The 19138-nt window shown below is 61.7% G+C and carries 18 protein-coding genes and 2 pseudogenes; 7 read left to right on the forward strand and 13 right to left on the reverse strand.

Going from position 1 to position 19138, the window contains the following annotated elements:
* Positions 1 to 1353: a GntP family permease gene (locus tag AYR47_RS30895; RefSeq protein WP_017738791.1), complete on the reverse strand. Its 1353-nt coding sequence runs from the start codon at positions 1351 to 1353 to the stop codon at positions 1 to 3.
* 84 nt (positions 1354 to 1437) lie between these two features.
* The gene (locus tag AYR47_RS30900; RefSeq protein WP_033896292.1) at positions 1438 to 1971 is read right to left on the reverse strand and encodes a gluconokinase; all 534 of its coding nucleotides are present in this window, start codon (positions 1969 to 1971) and stop codon (positions 1438 to 1440) included.
* Between the two features lie 212 nt (positions 1972 to 2183).
* Here AYR47_RS30900 and AYR47_RS30905 point away from each other — a divergent pair, with 212 nt between their 5' ends.
* The 6 genes from AYR47_RS30905 to AYR47_RS30930 all read left to right on the forward strand — a co-directional run bounded on the left by AYR47_RS30905 (position 2184) and on the right by AYR47_RS30930 (position 7403).
* Positions 2184 to 3215 (forward strand): LacI family DNA-binding transcriptional regulator, encoded by a 1032-nt coding sequence (locus AYR47_RS30905; RefSeq protein ID WP_167351288.1) that lies wholly within the window; start codon positions 2184 to 2186, stop codon positions 3213 to 3215.
* Between the two features lie 153 nt (positions 3216 to 3368).
* Positions 3369 to 3794 (forward strand): DUF6252 family protein, encoded by a 426-nt coding sequence (locus AYR47_RS30910; RefSeq protein WP_061449323.1) that lies wholly within the window; start codon positions 3369 to 3371, stop codon positions 3792 to 3794.
* Positions 3795 to 3935: 141 nt separating this feature from the next.
* A complete protein-coding gene (locus tag AYR47_RS30915) occupies positions 3936 to 4568 on the forward strand; it encodes a glutathione S-transferase family protein (RefSeq protein ID WP_061449324.1) in 633 nt (210 codons plus the stop codon).
* 15 nt (positions 4569 to 4583) lie between these two features.
* The gene (locus tag AYR47_RS30920) at positions 4584 to 5330 is read left to right on the forward strand and encodes an NAD-dependent epimerase/dehydratase family protein (protein ID WP_061449325.1); all 747 of its coding nucleotides are present in this window, start codon (positions 4584 to 4586) and stop codon (positions 5328 to 5330) included.
* A gap of 8 nt (positions 5331 to 5338) precedes the next feature.
* Complete coding sequence (locus AYR47_RS30925) at positions 5339 to 6748, forward strand: MFS transporter (RefSeq protein ID WP_033896297.1); 1410 nt, start codon at positions 5339 to 5341, stop codon at positions 6746 to 6748.
* Between the two features lie 133 nt (positions 6749 to 6881).
* The gene (locus tag AYR47_RS30930) at positions 6882 to 7403 is read left to right on the forward strand and encodes a hypothetical protein (RefSeq protein WP_061449326.1); all 522 of its coding nucleotides are present in this window, start codon (positions 6882 to 6884) and stop codon (positions 7401 to 7403) included.
* 126 nt (positions 7404 to 7529) lie between these two features.
* Here the strand turns inward: AYR47_RS30930 and AYR47_RS33520 are convergent, their stop codons facing one another.
* From AYR47_RS33520 to AYR47_RS30940, 4 genes and pseudogenes are all read right to left on the reverse strand, one after another.
* Positions 7530 to 8102, reverse strand: a complete 573-nt coding sequence (locus AYR47_RS33520; RefSeq protein ID WP_420492083.1) for a methyl-accepting chemotaxis protein — start codon at positions 8100 to 8102, stop codon at positions 7530 to 7532.
* Positions 8103 to 8120: 18 nt separating this feature from the next.
* Positions 8121 to 8303, reverse strand: a pseudogene (locus AYR47_RS33525) (hypothetical protein); the annotation flags it as partial.
* A gap of 10 nt (positions 8304 to 8313) precedes the next feature.
* A pseudogene (locus tag AYR47_RS33530) lies at positions 8314 to 8850 on the reverse strand (PAS domain-containing protein); the annotation flags it as partial.
* A gap of 167 nt (positions 8851 to 9017) precedes the next feature.
* Positions 9018 to 9887, reverse strand: coding sequence for a LysR family transcriptional regulator (locus AYR47_RS30940; protein WP_033896300.1), 870 nt, complete (start codon positions 9885 to 9887; stop codon positions 9018 to 9020).
* Positions 9888 to 9983: 96 nt separating this feature from the next.
* Here AYR47_RS30940 and gstA point away from each other — a divergent pair, with 96 nt between their 5' ends.
* Positions 9984 to 10586: a glutathione transferase GstA gene (gene gstA / locus AYR47_RS30945; RefSeq protein WP_061449327.1), complete on the forward strand. Its 603-nt coding sequence runs from the start codon at positions 9984 to 9986 to the stop codon at positions 10584 to 10586.
* Here the strand turns inward: gstA and AYR47_RS30950 are convergent.
* The 7 genes from AYR47_RS30950 to AYR47_RS30980 form a co-directional block, all read right to left on the reverse strand.
* The gene (locus AYR47_RS30950; RefSeq protein WP_033896302.1) at positions 10526 to 11956 is read right to left on the reverse strand and encodes an aromatic amino acid lyase; all 1431 of its coding nucleotides are present in this window, start codon (positions 11954 to 11956) and stop codon (positions 10526 to 10528) included. The two genes, gstA and AYR47_RS30950, sit on opposite strands and share 61 nt — an antisense overlap.
* Positions 11953 to 12957, reverse strand: a complete 1005-nt coding sequence (locus AYR47_RS30955) for an ornithine cyclodeaminase family protein (protein WP_033896303.1) — start codon at positions 12955 to 12957, stop codon at positions 11953 to 11955. Before AYR47_RS30955 ends, AYR47_RS30950 begins: the two co-directional genes overlap by 4 nt.
* Positions 12958 to 12959: 2 nt before the next feature.
* Positions 12960 to 13886, reverse strand: coding sequence for an aliphatic sulfonate ABC transporter substrate-binding protein (locus AYR47_RS30960; protein ID WP_061449328.1), 927 nt, complete (start codon positions 13884 to 13886; stop codon positions 12960 to 12962).
* Entirely contained in the window at positions 13886 to 14899 is a 1014-nt protein-coding gene (locus AYR47_RS30965; RefSeq protein WP_061449329.1) for an ABC transporter substrate-binding protein, read from the reverse strand. Before AYR47_RS30965 ends, AYR47_RS30960 begins: the two co-directional genes overlap by 1 nt.
* Positions 14900 to 14930: 31 nt before the next feature.
* The gene (locus tag AYR47_RS30970; RefSeq protein WP_033896306.1) at positions 14931 to 17567 is read right to left on the reverse strand and encodes a TonB-dependent receptor; all 2637 of its coding nucleotides are present in this window, start codon (positions 17565 to 17567) and stop codon (positions 14931 to 14933) included.
* A gap of 115 nt (positions 17568 to 17682) precedes the next feature.
* Positions 17683 to 18627 (reverse strand): FecR domain-containing protein, encoded by a 945-nt coding sequence (locus AYR47_RS30975; protein WP_061449330.1) that lies wholly within the window; start codon positions 18625 to 18627, stop codon positions 17683 to 17685.
* Positions 18624 to 19133, reverse strand: a complete 510-nt coding sequence (locus AYR47_RS30980; RefSeq protein WP_033896308.1) for a sigma-70 family RNA polymerase sigma factor — start codon at positions 19131 to 19133, stop codon at positions 18624 to 18626. Before AYR47_RS30980 ends, AYR47_RS30975 begins: the two co-directional genes overlap by 4 nt.
* Between the last annotated feature and the right edge of the window lie 5 nt (positions 19134 to 19138).

Consider the following 19138-nt stretch of genomic DNA (forward strand, 5'->3'; position numbering starts at 1 on the left):
TCAGACCACCAGCGACAACAGCATGATGAAGATCAACGCCACGACGGACAGAATCGTCTCCATTGCCGTCCACGTCTTGAACGTCTCGGCTACCGTCATATTGAAGTACTGCTTCACCAGCCAGAACCCCGCATCGTTGACGTGAGACAGGATCAACGAACCCGCGCCCGTCGCCAACACCAGCAGCTCACGGTTAACCCCCGGAATCATCCCCACCACCGGCACCACAATGCCTGCGCCGGTAATGGTCGCCACCGTGGCCGAACCGGTTGCCACGCGAATCACCGCCGCCACCAGCCACGCCAGCAGGATCGGGTTGATCTGCGCGTTCACCGCCATATGGCCGATCACGTCGCCCACACCACTGGTCACCAGCATCTGCTTGAAGCCACCGCCGGCACCGATGATCAGGATGATCGCAGCGGTCGGCGCCAGGCTGGCGTCGAGCAGTTTGAGGATCTGTTTGGAGTGAATGCCCTGGCGATGGCCAAAGGTGTACAGCGACAGCAGCAACGCCAGCAACAGGGCGGAGATCGGGTGACCGATCATGTCCATCCAGTTGCGCACGATATGGCCGTCCGGCAAACCGATGTCAGCGAAGGTTTTGAGCAGCATCAGGAACACCGGCAGCAGCACAGTAATCAGGGTGATGCTGAAGCTCGGCAGGTTTTTGTGTTCCGACTCGCGGGCCAGTTGATCGACCAGTTCCTGGGACGGGTTGCCCGGAATGTACTTGGCGATAAACGTACCGAAGATCGGACCGGCGATGATGGCAGTCGGCAGCGCGACGATCAGGCCGTAGAGGATAGTCTTGCCGATGTCCGCGCCAAACACGCCAATCGCCAGCAACGGGCCCGGGTGCGGTGGCACCAGACCGTGTACCGCCGAGAGGCCGGCCAGCAGCGGGATGCCAATCTTGATCAGCGACACGCCGGTACGCCGCGCGACGATAAACACCAGCGGGATCAGCAGCACAAAGCCGATCTCGAAGAACAGCGGGATGCCCACCAGGAACGCGGCGAACATCATGGCCCACTGGACCTTCTCTTTGCCGAAGGCGCGGATCAGGGTCTGGGCGATCTGATCGGCACCGCCGGATTCGGCCATCATCTTGCCGAGCATCGTGCCCAGCGCGAGGATGATGCCGACAAAGCCGAGCACACCGCCAAAACCGTCCTGGAACGCCTTGATGATCTTGTCCACGGGCATGCCCGAGGTCAGCCCGAGGAAGCCGGCCGCGATGATCAGCGCAATGAACGGGTGCACCTTGAATTTGGTGATCAGAACGATCAACCCAATGATTGTGACCACTGCATCAAGCAGCAGGTAGGACTCGTGGGACATGCCAAACATGGGGGGTCTCTCCTGTTTGTTGTTGTTATTAAAGCGGGTGTTGAATTTCCTGCCGGGGATAGCGCTATCTTTTCCGGCAAAAAATTAATGAGTAGGTTCAAAGCCGTGTTGCAGCCACCAGGCGTTGGTCTGCTCGGCCAGTTCCTCGACGCTGTCTTCACTGGCGTTGAGGGCCAGGGTCAGCGGTTCGCCTTTGGGTGATTCAAGGGTGGCGAACTGGCTGTCGATAAGGCTGGCCGGCATGAAATGCCCAGGGCGATGGGACACGCGGTCGGCGGCCACGGCGCGGGTCAGCTCCAAAAAGACAAACCCCAGGCCCGGCGCGGCTTCGCGCAGGTGGTCGCGGTATTTCTTTTTCAGGGCGGAACAGGTGAGCACGGGATGCTCGCCTGCCTTGAGCGAACGGCGCAGTTCATCGCAGAGGATGTCGAGCCAGCCGGCGCGGTCGTCGTCGTTGAGGGGGTGGCCGGCGCTCATCTTTTCGATGTTGGCGGCGGGGTGAAAGCTGTCGCCTTCAATGGCGGTGGCACCGTTCAGGCGGCACAGGGCCTCGCTGACGCTGGACTTGCCACAGCCGGAAACACCCATGATGACCAGGGCGGTAACAGGTTGACTCATGAAACACCTCAGGACGCAGATAGCGCTACCTTTGCACGCTGTAAGGCTAGTGCAAAAACAGGCTTTTCCCGCGCCGTCTTGTCATTTTTATGGAGTGACGCGTGCATCCGCTCCAATCATTTGAACCGGATCAGGCAACCCAAAGTTCAAGAATTTGCAGCCTTTTGGAGACAGCGCTACCTTAGTGCCTCGATTTTTGTTTGGCAAGCCGCCTGATGACCTCCAAGAACGATAAAAAATTGCGCACCACGGGTCGCCCGACCCTTAACGAAGTCGCCCGCCTGGCCGGCGTCAGCCCGATTACCGCCTCCCGCGCCCTGCGCGGTATCAGCACCGTGGCCACCGAACTGGTGGAAAAAGTGCAGCAGGCCGCCGCCGAACTCAATTATGTGGTCAACCCCGCCGCCCGCGCCCTGGCCTCGGCCCAGAGCCATTCGGTGGTGGTGTTGGTGCCATCGTTGTCCAACCTGCTGTTTATCGAAACCCTCGAAGCCATCCACCAGGTGCTGCGGCCCAAGGGCTTTGAAGTGCTGATCGGCAACTCCCACTATTCCCGCGATGAAGAAGAAAACCTGCTGCGCAACTACATGGCCTACCAGCCACGGGGTTTGCTGCTGACCGGGTTTGATCGCACCGAAAGCGCCCGACGGATGGTTGAGGCCAGCAATGTGCCCTGCGTCTATATGATGGATTTGGACCCGAACGCCGGGGTGAACTGCGTAGGGTTCTCGCAATTGAGCGCGGGCGAAACGGCGGCGGCGCATCTGTTGTCCCGTGGTTACAAACGCTTGGCTTACATCGGCGCGCAGTTGGACCAACGCACGTTGCTGCGCGGCGAAGGGTTCCGCCGAGCGCTGCAACAAGCCGGCTTGTACGACCCGGCGCTGGAATTGCTGACGCCGCGCCCCTCCTCCGTGGGCCTGGGCGGCGAACTCTTCCTGCAACTGCTCGCCGCCCATCCCGACGTGGACGCCATCTTCTTCGGCAACGACGACCTGGCCCAGGGCGCCTTGCTGGAAGCCCTGCGCCATGGCATCAAGGTGCCGGAACGTCTGGCCGTGCTGGGTTTCAACGACCTGCCCGCCTCGTCCTTCATGGTGCCGCGCCTGAGCAGCATCAGCACCCCGCGTGAAGCGATTGGGCGGCGTGCGGCGGAGCACCTGTTGACGATCATGGCAGGTAACAAGATCGCCAAGCCGGTGGTGGACATGGGGTTTGAGTTGCAGGTGCGGGAGAGTACGTAAGAGGGTTGCTGCCTGCGTTATGAGCCAAGACAGGGCAGATTATCCTCTCCACACCTGTCAACTTTGACAGTAGGCACCCGCGCATGAGCGCCTTATAAGTGAAGCGTCGACGATGACGTCTGACGCTTGAATCTCACCGAAAAGGACCTTGCCATGCCCTCTAAAACATCCACTCCATCGCTACTCGCCAAAGGGGTTGTCGGCTGTACTGTATCCATCACCCCCTTGCCATTTACTTCTCATAATGTGAATTTTCTAGATACGGGCAACCAGTACCTGATTCTCGCAACCAGCGAATCAAGTGACCGCGCAGTATTGATTTACTTAGATAAAGATATCGTCCCTGGCACTTACTCCATAGGTGCCCCAGGTGGCGACGAAGATGTGGGAGCCTACATTTTCCACACTTACCCAGATGGTCAATATAACCACTATGCCGAAACCGGAACCTTCAACTTGAATAGTGTTGATTTCGCCAAGACACAAATTGACGGGACATTTGAGTTCGAGGCAACTGGCAGGCCAGGTGGGCCGACAGTAAACGTTACGAATGGGATCGTTACGCTCACCAGCCTTTGAAATTAATAAAGTGCATGTTCTTAAAGTGGCAAGAGCACTGTGTCCTCTAAAAGCGCTCTTGCCACCTATGCCTGACAACGGTCTCGCACCGCCCCCATGTCCCTGCTAAATTGAGTCCCTTGTGACCGCCAGGGAAGCACCATGGGACACTCACTGAAAATCTTGGGTCGCACGTCCTCCATCAATGTGCGCAAAGTGCTCTGGACCTGCCAGGAACTGGGCATCGATTACCAGCGCGAAGACTGGGGCATCGGCTACACCCCCACCCAATCCCCGGAATTCCTCGCCCTGAACCCCAACGCCCAGGTCCCGGTGCTGATCGATGACCACGGCGTGCTGTGGGAATCCAATACCATCTGCCGTTACCTGGTCAGCCTCTACCAACGCCACGACCTGCTCCCCGCCGAGCCCGCGCCACGGGCCCGGGTCGAGCAATGGATGGACTGGCAAGCCACCGAACTCAACCCGTCCTGGGGCTACGCGTTCCATGCGTTGGTGCGCCAGAACCCGGACTACCAGGACCCGCAGCGCATCCAGGCCGGCGTGCAGGCCTGGAACGACAAGATGGGCTTGCTGGAACAACAGTTGCTCAAGACCGGCGCCTACGTGACCGGCGATGAATTCACCCTGGCCGACATCCTCGTCGGCCTCTCGGTACACCGCTGGCGCAACGCGCCGCTGGAGCATCCGCCCTACCCCGCGGTGGAAGCGTATTACCAGCGCCTCAGCCAGCGCCCCGGCTTCAAAACCTTTGCCCTCGACGGCCATAACTAAAACAAGGACTGCACCGTGAAAGGACTCAACGTACTGCTCACCGGCGCCTGCGGCAGAATCGGCAAGACGTTTTTCGACGCATCCAAAGACCGTTACCGCTTTACCCTCACCGACCGCATCGCGCCGGATTTCGACTTGGGCGAGCACCGCTTCGTGCACGCCGATCTCAGCGACAAATCCAGCCTGGCGGCCTTGCTCGACGGCATCGACGGCATCGACGTGATCATGCACCTGTCGGGCATCCCCCACGCCAGCGCGTCGTTCGATGAATTGCTGCCCAATAACATCCTCGCCACCACCTACCTGTTCGAAGCCGCCGTGGCCGCCGGAGTCAAGCGCCTGGTGTTAGCCAGCAGCGCGCAAACCATCGAAGGCTATCCGGTGGACCGCCAGATCACGCCCGGCATGCCGGTGATGCCCGCCAACCTGTACGGCGTGAGTAAATGCTACGGCGAGGCGCTGTGTGGCTACTACGCCGCGAAAACCCCGCTGTCGACCATTGCCCTGCGCATCGGCGCCTTCGAATTCCCCGAAACCCACGACCTCAACAACGCCCGCGACCTCAGCGCCTGGCTCAGCCCGCGTGACGCGGTGCAGTTGCTGCAACGCTCGGTGGAAGCCGAGGGCGTGAAGCACCTGATCGCCCATGGCATTTCCAATAACCGCTTCAAGCGCCTGGACCTGAGCGAAACCACGCGGGTGCTGGGTTACCATCCCCAGGATGATGCGTTTCAGACATTCGAGATTCCGATCACTTATTGAGTTTCCCCATGCCCGCACTCTCTAGCACCGACGGCATCGATCCGATCCGCGCCGCCCATATCAGCGCACGCATCGACCGCCTGCCTGCCGTCGCCACGGTCTGGCGCCTGGTGGCGTTGCTGTCCATCGGCGGCTTTTTCGAGCTGTACGACCTGTTCCAGACCGCCTACATCAGCCCCGGCCTGATCAGTGACGGAATCTTCCACACCGGCAGCGAAGGCGTATTCGGTTTCTCGGACCAGGCCGCCTTTGCCTCGGCAACCTTCCTCGGCCTGTTCCTCGGCGCCAGCCTGCTCAGCCCCATCGCCGACCGTTTCGGACGGCGGGCGATCTTCACCTTTGCGTTGATCTGGTACACCGTCGCCACGGTATTGATGGGCATCCAGACCTCCGCCGTGGGCATCATCTGCATGCGCTTCCTGGTCGGCATTGGCCTGGGCATTGAGCTGGTGACCATCGACGCCTACCTCTCGGAACTGGTGCCCAAGCGCATGCGCAGCTCGGCGTTTGCCTTTGCGTTTTTTATCCAGTTCCTGTCCGTGCCGGCGGTGGCGTTGATGTCGTGGTGGCTGGTGCCACAGGCGCCGTTCGGCGTATCCGGCTGGCGTTGGGTGGTGTTGTCGAGCGCCGTGTTTGCGCTGTTTATCTGGCAACTGCGCAAGCGCTTACCAGAGTCGCCGCGTTGGCTTGCACAAAAAGGACGTTTCGAAGAAGCCGGTGTGATCATGGACAACCTTGAAGCGCGCTGTCAGAAAGATCACGGCAAACCACTGGATGAGCCCGAGCCCGAAGCCGTCAGCGTGCAGGGTGATGGCCGCTTTGCCGATATCTGGCAACCACCATACCGCCGTCGCGCCTTGATGCTGATCGTGTTCCATGTGTTCCAGGCCATCGGCTTCTTCGGTTTTGGTAACTGGCTGCCTGCGTTGCTGTCGGGCCAGGGCGTCAGCGTGACCCACAGCCTGCTCTACGCCTTCATCATCACCCTCGCCTACCCGCTGGGGCCGTTGCTGTTCGTGAAGGTGGCCAACCGCTTTGAAAACAAATGGCAGATCGTCGGCTCGGCGTTGGGCGCGATGGTCTTCGGCAGCCTGTTCGCCCTGCAAACCACGGCGGTGGGGCTGGTGATCTGTGGGGTGATGATCACCTTCTGCAACGCTTGGCTGAGCTTCAGTTATCACTCGTACCAAAGTGAATTGTTCCCCACCAACATCCGCGCACGGGCGGTAGGCTTCTGTTACTCGTTCAGCCGTTTGTCCACAGTGTTCAGCAGCTTGTTGATCGGTTTTATCCTCGAACACCTGGGCACACCGGGGGTGTTGGCATTCATTGCCAGCAGCATGTTGATCGTGATGATCACCATCAGTTGGTTCGGGCCGCGTACGCGGAACCTGGCGTTGGAAAATATCGCCCACTGACGGCAACGGTTGGCCGCCTGCGGGACAACTTTTGCCGCAGCGGCCAAGCGATCCCCAATAGAATCGGGCACTTCACACCCGGCACGCTATTTGCTCCACCTGTGGCACCGAACATTTCCCCAGGTGACCGATCATGCTGGTTAACAACAACACCTTAGCCGTGTCGACCGTTCAACAACTCAAACGGCCCGACATGGACCCCGCCAACGCCGCTGCCAGCGCGCTGTACAGCGGTGCCCTGCAAGCCGCGCAACAAAGCGTGACCGTGCCGGCCGCGCAGAAGGAACTGGACAAGGCCAACGACCGCATTGACGAGGCCTTTGCCAAGACCCGCGTGCAGTTGCAGACTTCCACAGAGGCCGTCACTGCCTCTACGGCGACACCGGACGTACCGAAAACCGGCGCCACCGCCAGCACCGCGCGCTCTGAGTTCACTGACTACATGAGCAAATCCCCGGCCGAGCGCATCCGTGAGCAATTGCTCAAGGAACAGGGTTTGACTGAGGCGGACGTGCAGAACATGTCCCAGGAAAAGCAGGATGCGATTTCCAAGCAAGTGGCCGAACGCCTGAAGCAACAGCAAGAGCAGCAGGTAGCGGCAAAGACCGTTGACCCGCAAGCGCAGGCAGTGAAAGAGACCCTGGCGGCGATCTAAGCCGCACTTGTGTGGGAGCTGGCTTGCCTGCGATACGGATCACTCGGTGTTTCTGATGTACCGAGGTGATGCTTCCGCAGACAAGCCAGCTCCCACAGTGATCGGGTTATCAAGCTGACAATGCGTTTATTGCAGCTGCAACGTCGAATTGAACTGCCCGATCGCATCCACCACATGCCGTGACCCTTCCTGAATCTCCAGGATCACCTGCCCCGCTTCATTCGCCAATTCCACCCCCAAGCCCGTGCGGCTCAAGCTCGATTGCATGCTCGATACCGCGCTCAGAGACAAGTCGTGGTTCTTGCGCACCACATCGACGATTTCCACCGTCGCCTGGCTGGTTCGCGCCGCCAAGCTGCGCACCTCGTCCGCCACCACCGCAAAGCCGCGCCCATGCTCACCGGCCCGTGCCGCTTCGATCGCGGCGTTGAGCGCGAGCATATTGGTCTGCTCGGCAATGCTGCGGATGGTCTGCACGATGGCGCCGATGATGTCCGATTGTTTGCTGACCGCATCGATGCTCTGCGCCGCCTGGTTCAGGTCGTGGGAAATTTCCTCGATGATCTGCACGGTTTGCTGCACCACTTCCGAGCCCTTGCGGGCGCAGGCGTCATTTTGCACCGAGGTGGCGTGGGCCGAGTCGGCGGCGGTGCGCAGGGTGGTGACCTGGTCAGTGATGTCGCTGGCGAACTTCACCACTTTGTACAGGCGCCCATTGGTGTCGAAGATCGGGTTGTAGGACGCCTCCAGGAACAGGGTCTTGCCGTACTTGTTTTTGCGCTCGAAGCGGTGCGAGTGGTATTCGCCACGATTGAGCGATGCCCAGAACGCCTTGTAGGGCCGGCGACTCCACTTCGTTGCGGTGGCAGAACAGGCTGTGGTGCTGGCCGACGATTTCATCCAGGGAGTACTGCACGGTCTTCAGGAAGTTTTCGTTGGCGTTGATGATCTGGCCCTGCGGGGTGAACTCGATCACCGCCATGGAACGGCCAATAGCATCGATCAGGCTCTGGTTTTCATGTTCGTGATGGACCCGCGCCGTGATATCCGACGCGACTTTGATCACGCTTTGAACGTGATTGTCCTTGTCCAGCACCGGCATGTAGCTGGCTTCCAGCCAGACTTCCTGGCCATGCTTGTTCAGGCGCATGAAGGTGCCACTAAGGGCCTCGCCCCGCGCCAGGTCGCGCCATAGCTTGGCGTAGGCGTCGGTATGGGTGTAGGGCTCGTCGCAAAAGAGCCGGTGATGTTTACCGCGTATTTCCTCGGCGCTGTAGCCCATGGTTTTGCAGAAGTTGTCGTTGGCGTCGAGGATCACGCCACTGGGGTCGAACTCGATCATGGCCATGGAACGGCTGATGGCGGCCAGTTTGGCGTTGGATTCGGTGAGGGCGCAGGAGAAACGTTCGATTTGTTGCAGGTCGGATTTGTGATGGCGGTTGAACATGGTCAGATCACCCTAGATTCCCGGCGCCCGGAAGGCGCATTCCATTCATTTGTTGGATATTGCTGGCACACCTTCATGGGGAAATAACCATCCAAATCGCTTTATATGCCAAGCGTCATCAACGGTTCTGGGTGAGCATAGACAGGGCTTGGCGCTATGCAAGGCCACTAGTCAGCCAGCATTTTTAACAATGCGAGGGCGGCGGCTGACGGTGGGCGGTCCGGCGAGCCGACCAAGGCAAATTCGCGGTGCAGCGGCACATCCAACGCCATCACGCGCAGCCCCTTGCGCTGGGACGGCAAGGCCATTTCCGGCACCAGTGTGACGCCGACGCCCTCACGCACCAGGCTGAAGGCACTGTTCCATTCACGCACCTCAACGCGGATATCGCGCAGGGTCAGGCCTGCCGCGGCGCCCAGGCTGCGGGCATTGGCGGTGCAGCCACCGGTAGCCAGCACGAAAGGCTCCTCAAGCAATTCCTCAAGCGACACCGTGGCATCCGCCGGGCGTTGCGCCAGCGCATGCGCCACTGGCAGCACGGCCATCCATAAGTCACGGCCCAGCACCGTCGCGTTGCGCTCGGGCGTGGGGTTGAGCACCACGCCTAAATCGATAAGGCCAGTGTCGAGCAGGGTGAGCACTTCGTTGTCAGTGACATCCAGGGTGGTGACCTCGATACCGGGATAGAGCTGCGCAAAACGCTGCAATGCGGGTGTCAGAAACGTCGCCAGCACCATGGGGAAACTGGCGATGCGAATCGTCCCACGCAGCATCGGCCTGGCTTCGTCCACAGTGCTACGAATCGCCTGCAAGGCCCCAAGCATCACCCGTGCCTGCTCGATCACACTCAAGCCCAGGGCGGTGGGCAGGGTTTTGCGCGGTTCACGGGTAAACAACTGCGCACCCAGCGTCGCCTCCATACCGGCCATGGCCTGGCTGGCGGCGGATTGGGTCATGCCCACGCGCTCGGCGGCGGCGGTGATGCTGCCGTGATCGGCCACGGCCACCAGCAAGCGCCAGTGCATCAGGTTCATCATGGCAGTAGCTGTCCTTATGGCGGGGGTCTGAACGTTTAATTTTACGCACGGTGCCACGCCCGCGAGACTGGCGCAAATTCAACGGAGCTGCCCCAGATGAAACTGTATTTCTTCCCCCACGCCTGTTCCCTCGCCCCGCATATCGTGCTGCGCGAATTGGCGCTGCCGTTCGACCTGGTCCTGGTGGATAACCAAGCCAAGACCACCGCCGACGGCGACGACTTCCTGCAGATCAACCCCAAGGGCTACGTTGCTGCGCTGAAACTGGACAACGGCCAGGTGCTGACCGAAGCCAGCGCGATCCTGCAATACCTGGCCGACCTGAAACCCACCGCAGACCTGGCGCCGGCCACTGGCAGCTGGGAACGCGTGCGTCTGCAGGAATGGCTGAACTTCATCGCCACCGAGATTCATGGCGGCTTGGCGGTGTTCTTCAACGGCGCGATCCAGGGCGAGGTGAAGGCCTCATTCCAGGCCACCCTGTTCAAGCGCTTCGCGGTGCTGGTGCAGACGCTGGAGCGCCAGGATTACCTGTTGGGTGCGCGATACTCGGTGGCGGATGCCTACCTGTTCGTGGTGCTGCGTTGGGCGGCGTTTCATGCGATTGATTTGGGTGAGTGGCCGGCGCTGGCGGCGTTTCAGCAGCGGGTGGGTGAGCGACCGGCGGTGATTGCGGCGTTGGCCGCCGAAAACCCATGAGTCGAGATGAAGGCACTCAACGCCAGCACATCCACCGAACCCGAGCGATCCTGGTCCAGGTGGACCACCTGGCTACGCACGGTTTCATAGATCTGCCGAGCGCCTTCACCTAAACGTAGCTCGCCGCGCAAGTCCACCGCCTGCGCGGCAACGATCAGTTCAATACTGGCCAGCCACAACACCCGCTCGGTCAAGCGACGGGTCTTGTCGACCACGGCCAAAGCCTGGCCCGCATAGTCTTCAACACGGTCCGCCACCGGCACGCTCACCGCCGGCAGCGGATTGGCCAGGTGCCCGATTTCCGCGACCAACGCCGAACTGGTGCGCTGCAAGGCGGCCATACCGACATGACCGGGTTGAGTGATGAGGAAGCGCGGCAGATCACTCGAAGCCGGCGATAGCAATTTGGCAATCCGCTCGGCGCTGCATGCGGCTACTCGATTGAGCGCCAGGCCCAACCCTTCAGCGGCCAGCGCCAAGTGGGTGCTGTCGAAATTCGCCGTGGCTAACACAAGCGCCTCTTCGCTGATCAACGCCGGGTTATCCGCACCGCTGCGCAATTCCAGTTCTACCAGCTCATGCAGCTGTTGCAACGCCTGTTGCGCCGCACCCTGGACCACCGTGGCACAGCGGAAGCTCAAGGGGTCCTGCAGACGACGCGGGCTGTCCGCCAGCTCACCGCCCGCCAGCAACTGCAATAACGCCGCCGACTGCTCGGTTTGCCCCGGTGCCGGCCGCAGGCGCGAAGCCCATGGCTGGAACGGACTCAGGTTGGCCCGATAGCCCTCGCACGATAACGCCAGCGCCGCCAGCACCGCTGCCAACACTTGCTGTGCCTCGGCGACCAGCAATGCGCCGAGCCCGACACTGGCGGCATTCGCCGAGACCAGCGCTAATCCATCCTTGCCGGTCAAAGGCACCGAGAGCGCCAGGCTCAAGTGGGCCAATGGCGCCAGGTCGCTCTCGCCCAACGAGCCGAGCAACGGCACCTCCGGTTCGGCACCCGAGTTAAGTAAATCCAGCAACGCCTGCGCTGCTTGCGCTGAAATACCCGAACGTCCCTGGGCCAATCCGGCCAGGCGCGCGGCGGTGATGGCGCGCAGCTCCTGACGATTGGCCAAGCGTCCGACACCCACCGCGCGCCCCAACGGAATACTCGCCTGCACGGGGGCTACGGGCGTGTCCACCGCAGCACCGAGGCCGGTGTTTACGCCATAAATTGGCGTGCCTTCAGCCGCCAGTTTCACCAACAACTGGTGGCCTTCATCGATGCGCTGACGGGCCTTCACAGAGAAATCCGCCGGCACATCCTGCCGGGCAATCGCCAGCAAATCTGCCAGGGCTAAACCTTGGGGATCGAAGTGAATCATGCCCAGCGCAGCCGCTGGCCAATCCCCAGACGCTTGGCTTTTTCCAACAGTGCATGGCCCAGCGCGATGTCACTGAGGCTGAGGCCACGGTGCCAGAACAGGATGGTTTCCTCAGCGGTTTCCCGGCCGGTTTTCAAGCCGGCCACGATCTGGCCCAGTTCGGCATGCAGGGTTTCGGCACTGAGTTTGCCAGCGTCGACATGCGCGCGTAGCGCGCCAAAAAGCCCGCCTTTGCACTGGCCCCAATCATCCACGACCAACTTGCTCATGATGTCGGTCAGCGACAATTCCACCGCGCTCATGGTGCCGTAGGGCACCACAAAGGCGCCGGGTTTGATCCACTCGGTGCGCAACAAGGGCTCGGGCTGATCCAGGCGCGACGCCTCGACCACGATGTCGGCGCCACGCACGGTGGACTCCCAATCGTCGGTGACGATCACGGGTTTTCCCAGGTCCTTGCGCAGGCGCTCAGCGAAGGCTTCGCGGCTTTCGCTGCGGCGTGAGTGCACGCGGATTTCGTCGAAGTCGAACAGGTGATCCAGCAAGCGCACGTTCCAATACGCCGTGCCACGCGCGCCAATGTGCGCCAGCACTTTGCTGTCGGGCCGGGCCAAGTATCTGGCGCCGATGGCCGTGATAGCACCGGTGCGCATATCGGTGATCGCCGAGGCATCCAGGATCGCCTTGGGAATCCCGGTGGCCGGGTCCAGCAGGTTGAGGATGGCCAATTCCGAGGGCAAACCCTTGCGGTAGTTGTCGACAAAATCCCCCACCACTTTGACGCCCGCATAGCCAATATCGCCGCCGAGTACACCGCGCAATACGTTGAAGTGGCCGTTGATCTCACCGCCGGGAATCAGGTGGGTACGCGGCTCGATCACCGCCTCGCCACGGCCCTGGATCGCCAGGCTGGCTTCGATGGCGGTGAGGATCTCGTCGTTGGTAAGGCCCAGTTCGTCGATGTCCAGGCCGTTGAGAAAGTCGATGTAGATCGGTTGCATGGTCATGGCGCCTTGAATACCGCTTGCTGCACATCGACCTTTTTCGGGATCAGGCCGTTGGTAAAAAACAGGTCGGCGGTGCGTTGTTGGTTGCCGACGTCAACCGCTTCCAACGGGCGAATCGGCGCGGGCGAGCGGTGTTCGAAGTAGCTTTTGACCACCGCCGGTTGCAGGCCCAGGGTCTTGGCCATCAGTGCGATGCTGTCTTCGGGCTGGTCGAGGGACAGGCGCTGCGCCTTGGCCAGGGTCTGGATGATCGCGCCAATGGATTGCGGATATTGCTTGGCAAATGGGCTGCTCACCACGAAGAAACTGCCCGCTGGATTGAGGCCCTGGCCGTCGCCCAACACGCGGGCGGAACCGTCGACCACGGCCGCGGAGTAGTACGGGTCCCACACCACCCACGCGTCGACTTTGCCTTGCTCGAACGCAGCGCGGCCATCGGACGGCGACAGGTACACCACGTTCACGTCCTTCCATTGCAAACCGGCGCGCAGCAGGCTTTTCAGGAACAGGTTGTGGGCGCTGGAGCCCTTGAGCAGCGCCACGCGCTTACCCTTGAGTTCGGCCACGCTCTGCACGCTGCTGGCTTTGGGCACCAACACTGCTTCGGTCTTGCCCTCGTTGGGTTCGACGGCGAAATACTGCAAATCGATGCCTGCGGCCTGGGCGAAGATCGGTGGGATGTCACCGATATTGCCGATGTCCAGGCTGCCGCCGTTCAGCGCCTCGATCAGCGGCGGGCCGCCGAGGAACTCGATCCACTGCACCTGGGTACCGGGCAACGCGTCCTCGAAGAGTTTGTGCTCACGGGCCAGCACCATGCTCACAGAGCTTTTCTGGTAGCCGATGCGCAACGTGGCCGGTTCGGCCGCCAGCACCTGAGCGGCAACCAGTGAAAGTACCGCAGCAGCGAATATTTTAAGCATCAGAGCGCCCCCTTCAGCTTGGCCGCCACATCGGCTGGCACCCATTGTTGCCAGACGTCTGGATGGTCTTTGAGGAAGGCTTCAGCCACTTGGTGGGGCGGCGTGCGTTTCTCGCTCATTTCCCCGAGGATGCCGTTAAGCAGGTCAATCGGCAGGTCGACCTTTTCAAACACGCTCACCAGTTGCGGGTACTGCGCCTTGAACGGTGCCGACACACCAATCGCCAGGCGCGCCGGCATCGAGCGGGTGCCAATGGGGTTGGGGTTTTTCGCGTCGGACAGGGTCTTCCAGGCTTCGGCGTTGAACGGCGGCTCTTCCAGCTTGACCAGCTTGAACCGCCCCAACAGCGGCGTCGGCGACCAGTAGTAGAACAACACGGGTTTACCACGACGGATCGACGACGCCACTTCGGCATCCAGCGCCGCGCCAGAGCCGGTGCGGAAGTTGACGAAGCTGTCGGTGAGTTTGTAGGCCTTGAGTTTCTGGCTGTTGACGATCTCCGAGGTCCAGCCGGTTGGGCTGTTGAGGAAGCGCCCACGGCTCGGGTCTTCGGGGTCGCGGAACACGTCCTTGTAGCGCGGCAGGTCGGCCACCGACTTCAAGTCCGGCGCCAGGGGCTTGATACCGCGCGCGGCATCGCCCTTGATCACGAACTCCGGCACCCACCAGCCTTCGGTGGCGCCTTTGACCGTGTCACCGAGGCCGAACACCTTGCCTTCGTTTTCCGCCTTGACCCACGCCGGACTGCGCCCGGCCCACTCTTCACCGATCACCTGGATATCGTCCTTGGCCAGGGCGGCTTCCAGGCTCACGGTGCTGCCGGGCAAGGTGTCGGTCGGCAGGCCGTAGCCTTTCTCGACGATCAGGCGCAGCACTTCGGTGATCAGGCTGCCGCTTTCCCAGGTGATATCACCGAAGTGAATGGGTTTGACGGCTTCGGCGGCGTGGGCGGCTGGGGTCAGCAGGCTCAGGGCCAGCAGACCACCGCCCAGGAGTTTTTTCAGATGCTTCATCGGCAACCTCATAGTTGTGCGGTGATGTTCGTTAAAAGTCATAACTGAGCCGCGTGTAGTAAAACGCCCCTTCCGGCGCCGACGGCGACAAGTAGCTGTACTGCTGGCCCGGGGTCTGGCGCAGGCGGGTGTTGAAGTCGTCGGGCTTGCTGTCGAACAGGTTGTTGGCGCCGACTGACAAGCGCAGTTGTTTAGTGAAGGCGTAGTTCACGTCCAGGTCGGTGTTCCACTGTGCGCCGAAGGTCTGGTCGTACTGGGCGTTGGCTTCGCTGGCGGCGTATTTGCGGTATTCGCCGTAGCGGGTTTCGCTGAGGGCGATGGTCCATGCGCCGATGCGGTGGGTCGCACCGAGTACCAGCTTGTCTTCGGGGTAGCCGTGTTCCAGGAAGCCACGGGCTTCGCGGGTGAGGATGTCGAAGCCGTTGGGGTTTTCGTGGACCTTCTCAATCGTGGTGCGCGCCTTGGTGTAGCCGGCCGACAGGCTCAACGCGCCGTACTGCGCCAGGTCCAGGTTGTACTTGCCGACGATGTCGACGCCACGGGTGCGGGTATTGGCCGCGTTGGTCATGAACTGCGCCCAGGTGTACTGGCCAAACCCGGCTTGCTGCAGGATCTGTTCGGCACGTGGCCCGGAAATACCGCCGCTGTAGAGCAGGCGATCACGAATCGAGATCTGGTAGGCGTCGATGGTCAACGAAGCGTTTTCAATCGGGCGCAACACCAAGCCCAGGGAATAGTTGGTGGACTTCTCGGGCTTGAGCGGCTCGGCACCCAAGGCACGGGCGGCCGGGTTGTCGGCGGGCAACATGCGCGTCAGCACCGGGTTGCCGTTGATGTCGACGTTGGTGGTGGTGGTCCACGACGTGCCGATCTGGCCCAGGGTCGGCGCACGGAAGGAGTTGTTCACCGTGGCGCGCAAGCCCACCTGCGGCGTGAAGTCATACCGCGCCGAGAGCTTGCCGGTGGTGGCCGAACCGAAGTCCGAGTAGTGCTCGGTACGTCCGGCCAGGCCGACCTGGAATTTGTCGGTGAGCTGGTGCTCAAGGCCAAAGTAAACGCCGCCGACATCCCGCTTGTAGGTGCCGGCGTCGTCTGGTGTGAGACCGGAGGCTTGCACCGCGCCGACCTGCACACCGTTGATGCCGCCAAAGGAGTAGGACTCGTAGTCGCCCTCCTCCAGACGATACTGCTCATGGCGGTAGGCAATGCCTGCCGAGACGGTCAGCGGATGGCTCGACCAGTTGACGTCCAGGTCCTTGGCGTAATCCAGGCCAAGGTTGGTCTGCTCGTTGACCAGTGTCGCCACGTCAAACTTGGTCGGGCTGTTCAGGCCGTAGCTCGGGTTGACGGTGTTGAAGGCCAGTTCATCGTGCTTGTCGCGACCGTAGGTGGCGCTGAGGTCAAAGCGGCCAAGCGTGTCGTCTTCATAGCGGGTGCCGACGGTGAGTGCGCCGTCTTCATAGCGGTAGCGGTATTTGGGAATGGTGCCGTTGGGGTAAATGCCCGGCACGTTATTCGGATTATTCGCCAGCAACGGCGGCGTGTTGTTTACCGATTTGTCCTGGCCAAAGGTGGCGAAACTGTAGAGGCGCCATTGGTCGCTCAGGCCGACTTCGGCGTTGGCCGCCAGGTTGAATTTATCGCGCCCGGCACCGCCCCAGCGCGGGTCTTGCAACTGGCCGTCGGCGACGTATTGGTCGCCAATGTCGGTGGGTTTGTTGTTGAGGGTGTTGAAGCTCAGGGTGAGAAAGCCATCCCCCGGCAACCCCAGGCCGTACCAACCGTCAGTGGTTTTGCTGAAGCCGTCGCCCTGGGCGTACTTGCCCAGTTGGGTGTTGACCTGGCCACCGCTGTCACGCTCCTTGAGCACGATGTTGACCACGCCCGCCACCGCATCCGAGCCGTATTGCGCCGAGGCGCCATCGCGCAGCACTTCGACGTGGTCGATGCTGCTGATGGGGATCATGTCCAGGTCCACCGGCTGCGCGCCAATGAACGGCACGCCACCGGAGATGTTCACCACCGCCGAGGCATGACGGCGCTTGCCGTTGATCAGCACCAGCGTCTGGTCCGGCGCCAGGCCACGCAGGGACGCGCCCTTGGGGTTCTGGCCACGGGTGGCGCTCTGGTTTTGCGGAAAATTGAACGACGGCAGCAGTTGGAACAGCGCCTGGTTGAGGCTGGTGGCGCCGGTCTGCTTGAGTTCTTCGGCGTTGATCACATCCACCGGCGCGGCGCTGGTCAGGGCAGTGGCGTCGCTGCGCCGGGTGCCGATGGCGACCACGCGGTCCAGGGTCGGCGCTTGCGCTGCACGGGTTTGCGCGTTGACGTTGCTGGTCGCGTTTTTGCTCGCGCCTTCCTTGATGATGAACGCGCCGTCCGGGCTCACCTGGACTTGCAGGCCGGTGCCCTTGAGCGCAGCGTCTACGGCCTGTTGCGCCGACAGAGAACCGTCCACGCTGGCCGAGGAATAGTTACCCAACTGCGGCGTAAACGAGATCACCTGGCCGCTTTGGCGGCTGATGTTCAGCAGCACTTCATCCAGCGGGCCTGGTGCGATGTGATAGACCTGGCGCACCTCTTCGGCACTCGCGGCAAACGACAACAACAGGCTGGCCAACGGCACCAGGGCAAAGGTTCGAAGCGGCACACGGTTGAACTGATTCACTTTGGCTCCCCCCAAGGAAACTCGACGGCGCTGCTCCCCGCAGCGCTTACGGGAGTGATGTGGGACGGCGGGGGCAAAACTTGCAGATCGTTTGGTTATGTCGATAGAACCGAGGTCACGCAGCATTGACGGTCACCCAAAAACCGCTGCGGCGGGTGATGTGGATCGGCAAGGTGCGCGCCAGGGTGTCGAGGATTTGCTGGGGGTTGTCCAACCGGTACAAGCCGCTGACGCGCAGGCCCGCCACAGCGGGGTCCAGGCGCAGCACGCCATTGTGATAGGGCCGCAGTGCGTCAATGACTTCGGCCAGTGGCCGGTCGCGCACTTGCAGGAAGCCATCGACCCAGGCCGTGGCCCCGGAGGAACTGGCCTGCACCGGGCCGAATCCGGCGCGGTCGTAATGCACTTCATGGCCGGCGGCGAGTTGCAGGCGTTCGCCGTGCTGGCCGTCAATTTCCAGTGCGCCGTTGAGGGCAACCACCTGGCCCTGCCCTTGCCGTTCACGCACCAGGAAACGATTGCCGTAGGCGCGCAGACGCGCCTGGTCGGTCTGGATCAAAAACGGTCGGATGCGGTCGCTGGCGACCTTGGCCAGCAACTCGCCCTCGCGCAGGCGTATCAGCCGGCGTTGCGGATCAAACTGGATATCAGCCGCGCTCTGCGCGTTGAGCAGCAATTCGCTGCCATCGTCCAACGCGACGGTGCGGCGCTCGCCGGTACCGGTGCGGATATCCGCCGTGAGTTCAGTCAATGGCAAGCCCAGCGGCTTGGCCAGCAAGGCCGCGCCAACTGCCACACCAGCACCGGCCAGCGCGACCTGCAACACATGCCGTCGACTGGACGGTGCCTCCAGCGCCTGCTGCAACACCTTGCCACTCACCCCTTGCGCCTGAGGAACCTGGAACACGCCCAAGCGGGTTTCCAACTGTCGGCACAGGGCGTCATGACGCGGGTCGGCGGCGCGCCATTGTTCATAGCGCTGCCAGTCGCCCGTCGAAGCTTGGCCGGAGCGCAACAGCACGTACCAGCGCGTGGCGCTGTCGATCAGTTCGTCGCTCATTCCAGGCACAGCCGCAGGCAGCGGTTGAAGGCGCGGGTCATGTAGTCACTGACCGAGCGCTGGGAAATCCCCAGTTCGCTGGCGATTTCCGGGTAGGTCAGGCCATTGAGTTGCGAGAGCAAAAAGGTCGCCTTGACCTTGGCCGGCAAGCCGTCGAGTAACTGGTCGATGGCTTGCAGGGCTTCGAGCATTTGCGCCAGCTCTTCGGGAGAGGGCGCGGTGGAGGTTTCGTCGTTATCGAGTGCGTCGAGGTAGGCCCGTTCCAGATCACGCCGGCGCCACAGTTGATACATCAGCCGCTGGGCGATGGTGGTGAGCAGCGCACGTGGCTGGCGAATGGGCATCACCCCCGGCGCACTCAGCAGCTGGACGAAGGTGTCGGCGGCGATGTCTTCGGCGTGGGCGCGGGAATCGAGGTGGCGGTGCAAACGGCTGCACAGCCAGTCGTAATGACTGCGGAACAATCCGCCCACGTAATCGCTGTGAGAAGTGTCGGCGCCGGACATAGTGG

The organism is Pseudomonas azotoformans (assembly GCF_001579805.1).
GTDB classification, from domain to species: Bacteria; Pseudomonadota; Gammaproteobacteria; order Pseudomonadales; family Pseudomonadaceae; genus Aquipseudomonas; species Aquipseudomonas azotoformans_A.

What these genes read in the sequence shown, in the direction of transcription:
- AYR47_RS30940 (WP_033896300.1), bottom strand. Translation starts at nt 9,887, where the DNA reads ATGATGAACCTGATGCACTGGCGCTTGCTGGTGGCCGTGGCCGATCAC.
- AYR47_RS30955 (WP_033896303.1), bottom strand. Translation starts at nt 12,957, where the DNA reads ATGCAACCGATCTACATCGACTTTCTCAACGGCCTGGACATCGACGAA.
- AYR47_RS30930 (WP_061449326.1), top strand. Translation starts at nt 6,882, where the DNA reads ATGCTGGTTAACAACAACACCTTAGCCGTGTCGACCGTTCAACAACTC.
- AYR47_RS30965 (WP_061449329.1), bottom strand. Translation starts at nt 14,899, where the DNA reads ATGAAGCATCTGAAAAAACTCCTGGGCGGTGGTCTGCTGGCCCTGAGC.
- AYR47_RS30980 (WP_033896308.1), bottom strand. Translation starts at nt 19,133, where the DNA reads ATGTCCGGCGCCGACACTTCTCACAGCGATTACGTGGGCGGATTGTTC.
- AYR47_RS30900 (WP_033896292.1), bottom strand. Translation starts at nt 1,971, where the DNA reads ATGAGTCAACCTGTTACCGCCCTGGTCATCATGGGTGTTTCCGGCTGT.
- AYR47_RS30925 (WP_033896297.1), top strand. Translation starts at nt 5,339, where the DNA reads ATGCCCGCACTCTCTAGCACCGACGGCATCGATCCGATCCGCGCCGCC.
- AYR47_RS30915 (WP_061449324.1), top strand. Translation starts at nt 3,936, where the DNA reads ATGGGACACTCACTGAAAATCTTGGGTCGCACGTCCTCCATCAATGTG.
- AYR47_RS30910 (WP_061449323.1), top strand. Translation starts at nt 3,369, where the DNA reads ATGCCCTCTAAAACATCCACTCCATCGCTACTCGCCAAAGGGGTTGTC.
- AYR47_RS30950 (WP_033896302.1), bottom strand. Translation starts at nt 11,956, where the DNA reads ATGATTCACTTCGATCCCCAAGGTTTAGCCCTGGCAGATTTGCTGGCG.
- gstA (WP_061449327.1), top strand. Translation starts at nt 9,984, where the DNA reads ATGAAACTGTATTTCTTCCCCCACGCCTGTTCCCTCGCCCCGCATATC.
- AYR47_RS30960 (WP_061449328.1), bottom strand. Translation starts at nt 13,886, where the DNA reads ATGCTTAAAATATTCGCTGCTGCGGTACTTTCACTGGTTGCCGCTCAG.
- AYR47_RS30895 (WP_017738791.1), bottom strand. Translation starts at nt 1,353, where the DNA reads ATGTTTGGCATGTCCCACGAGTCCTACCTGCTGCTTGATGCAGTGGTC.
- AYR47_RS30975 (WP_061449330.1), bottom strand. Translation starts at nt 18,627, where the DNA reads ATGAGCGACGAACTGATCGACAGCGCCACGCGCTGGTACGTGCTGTTG.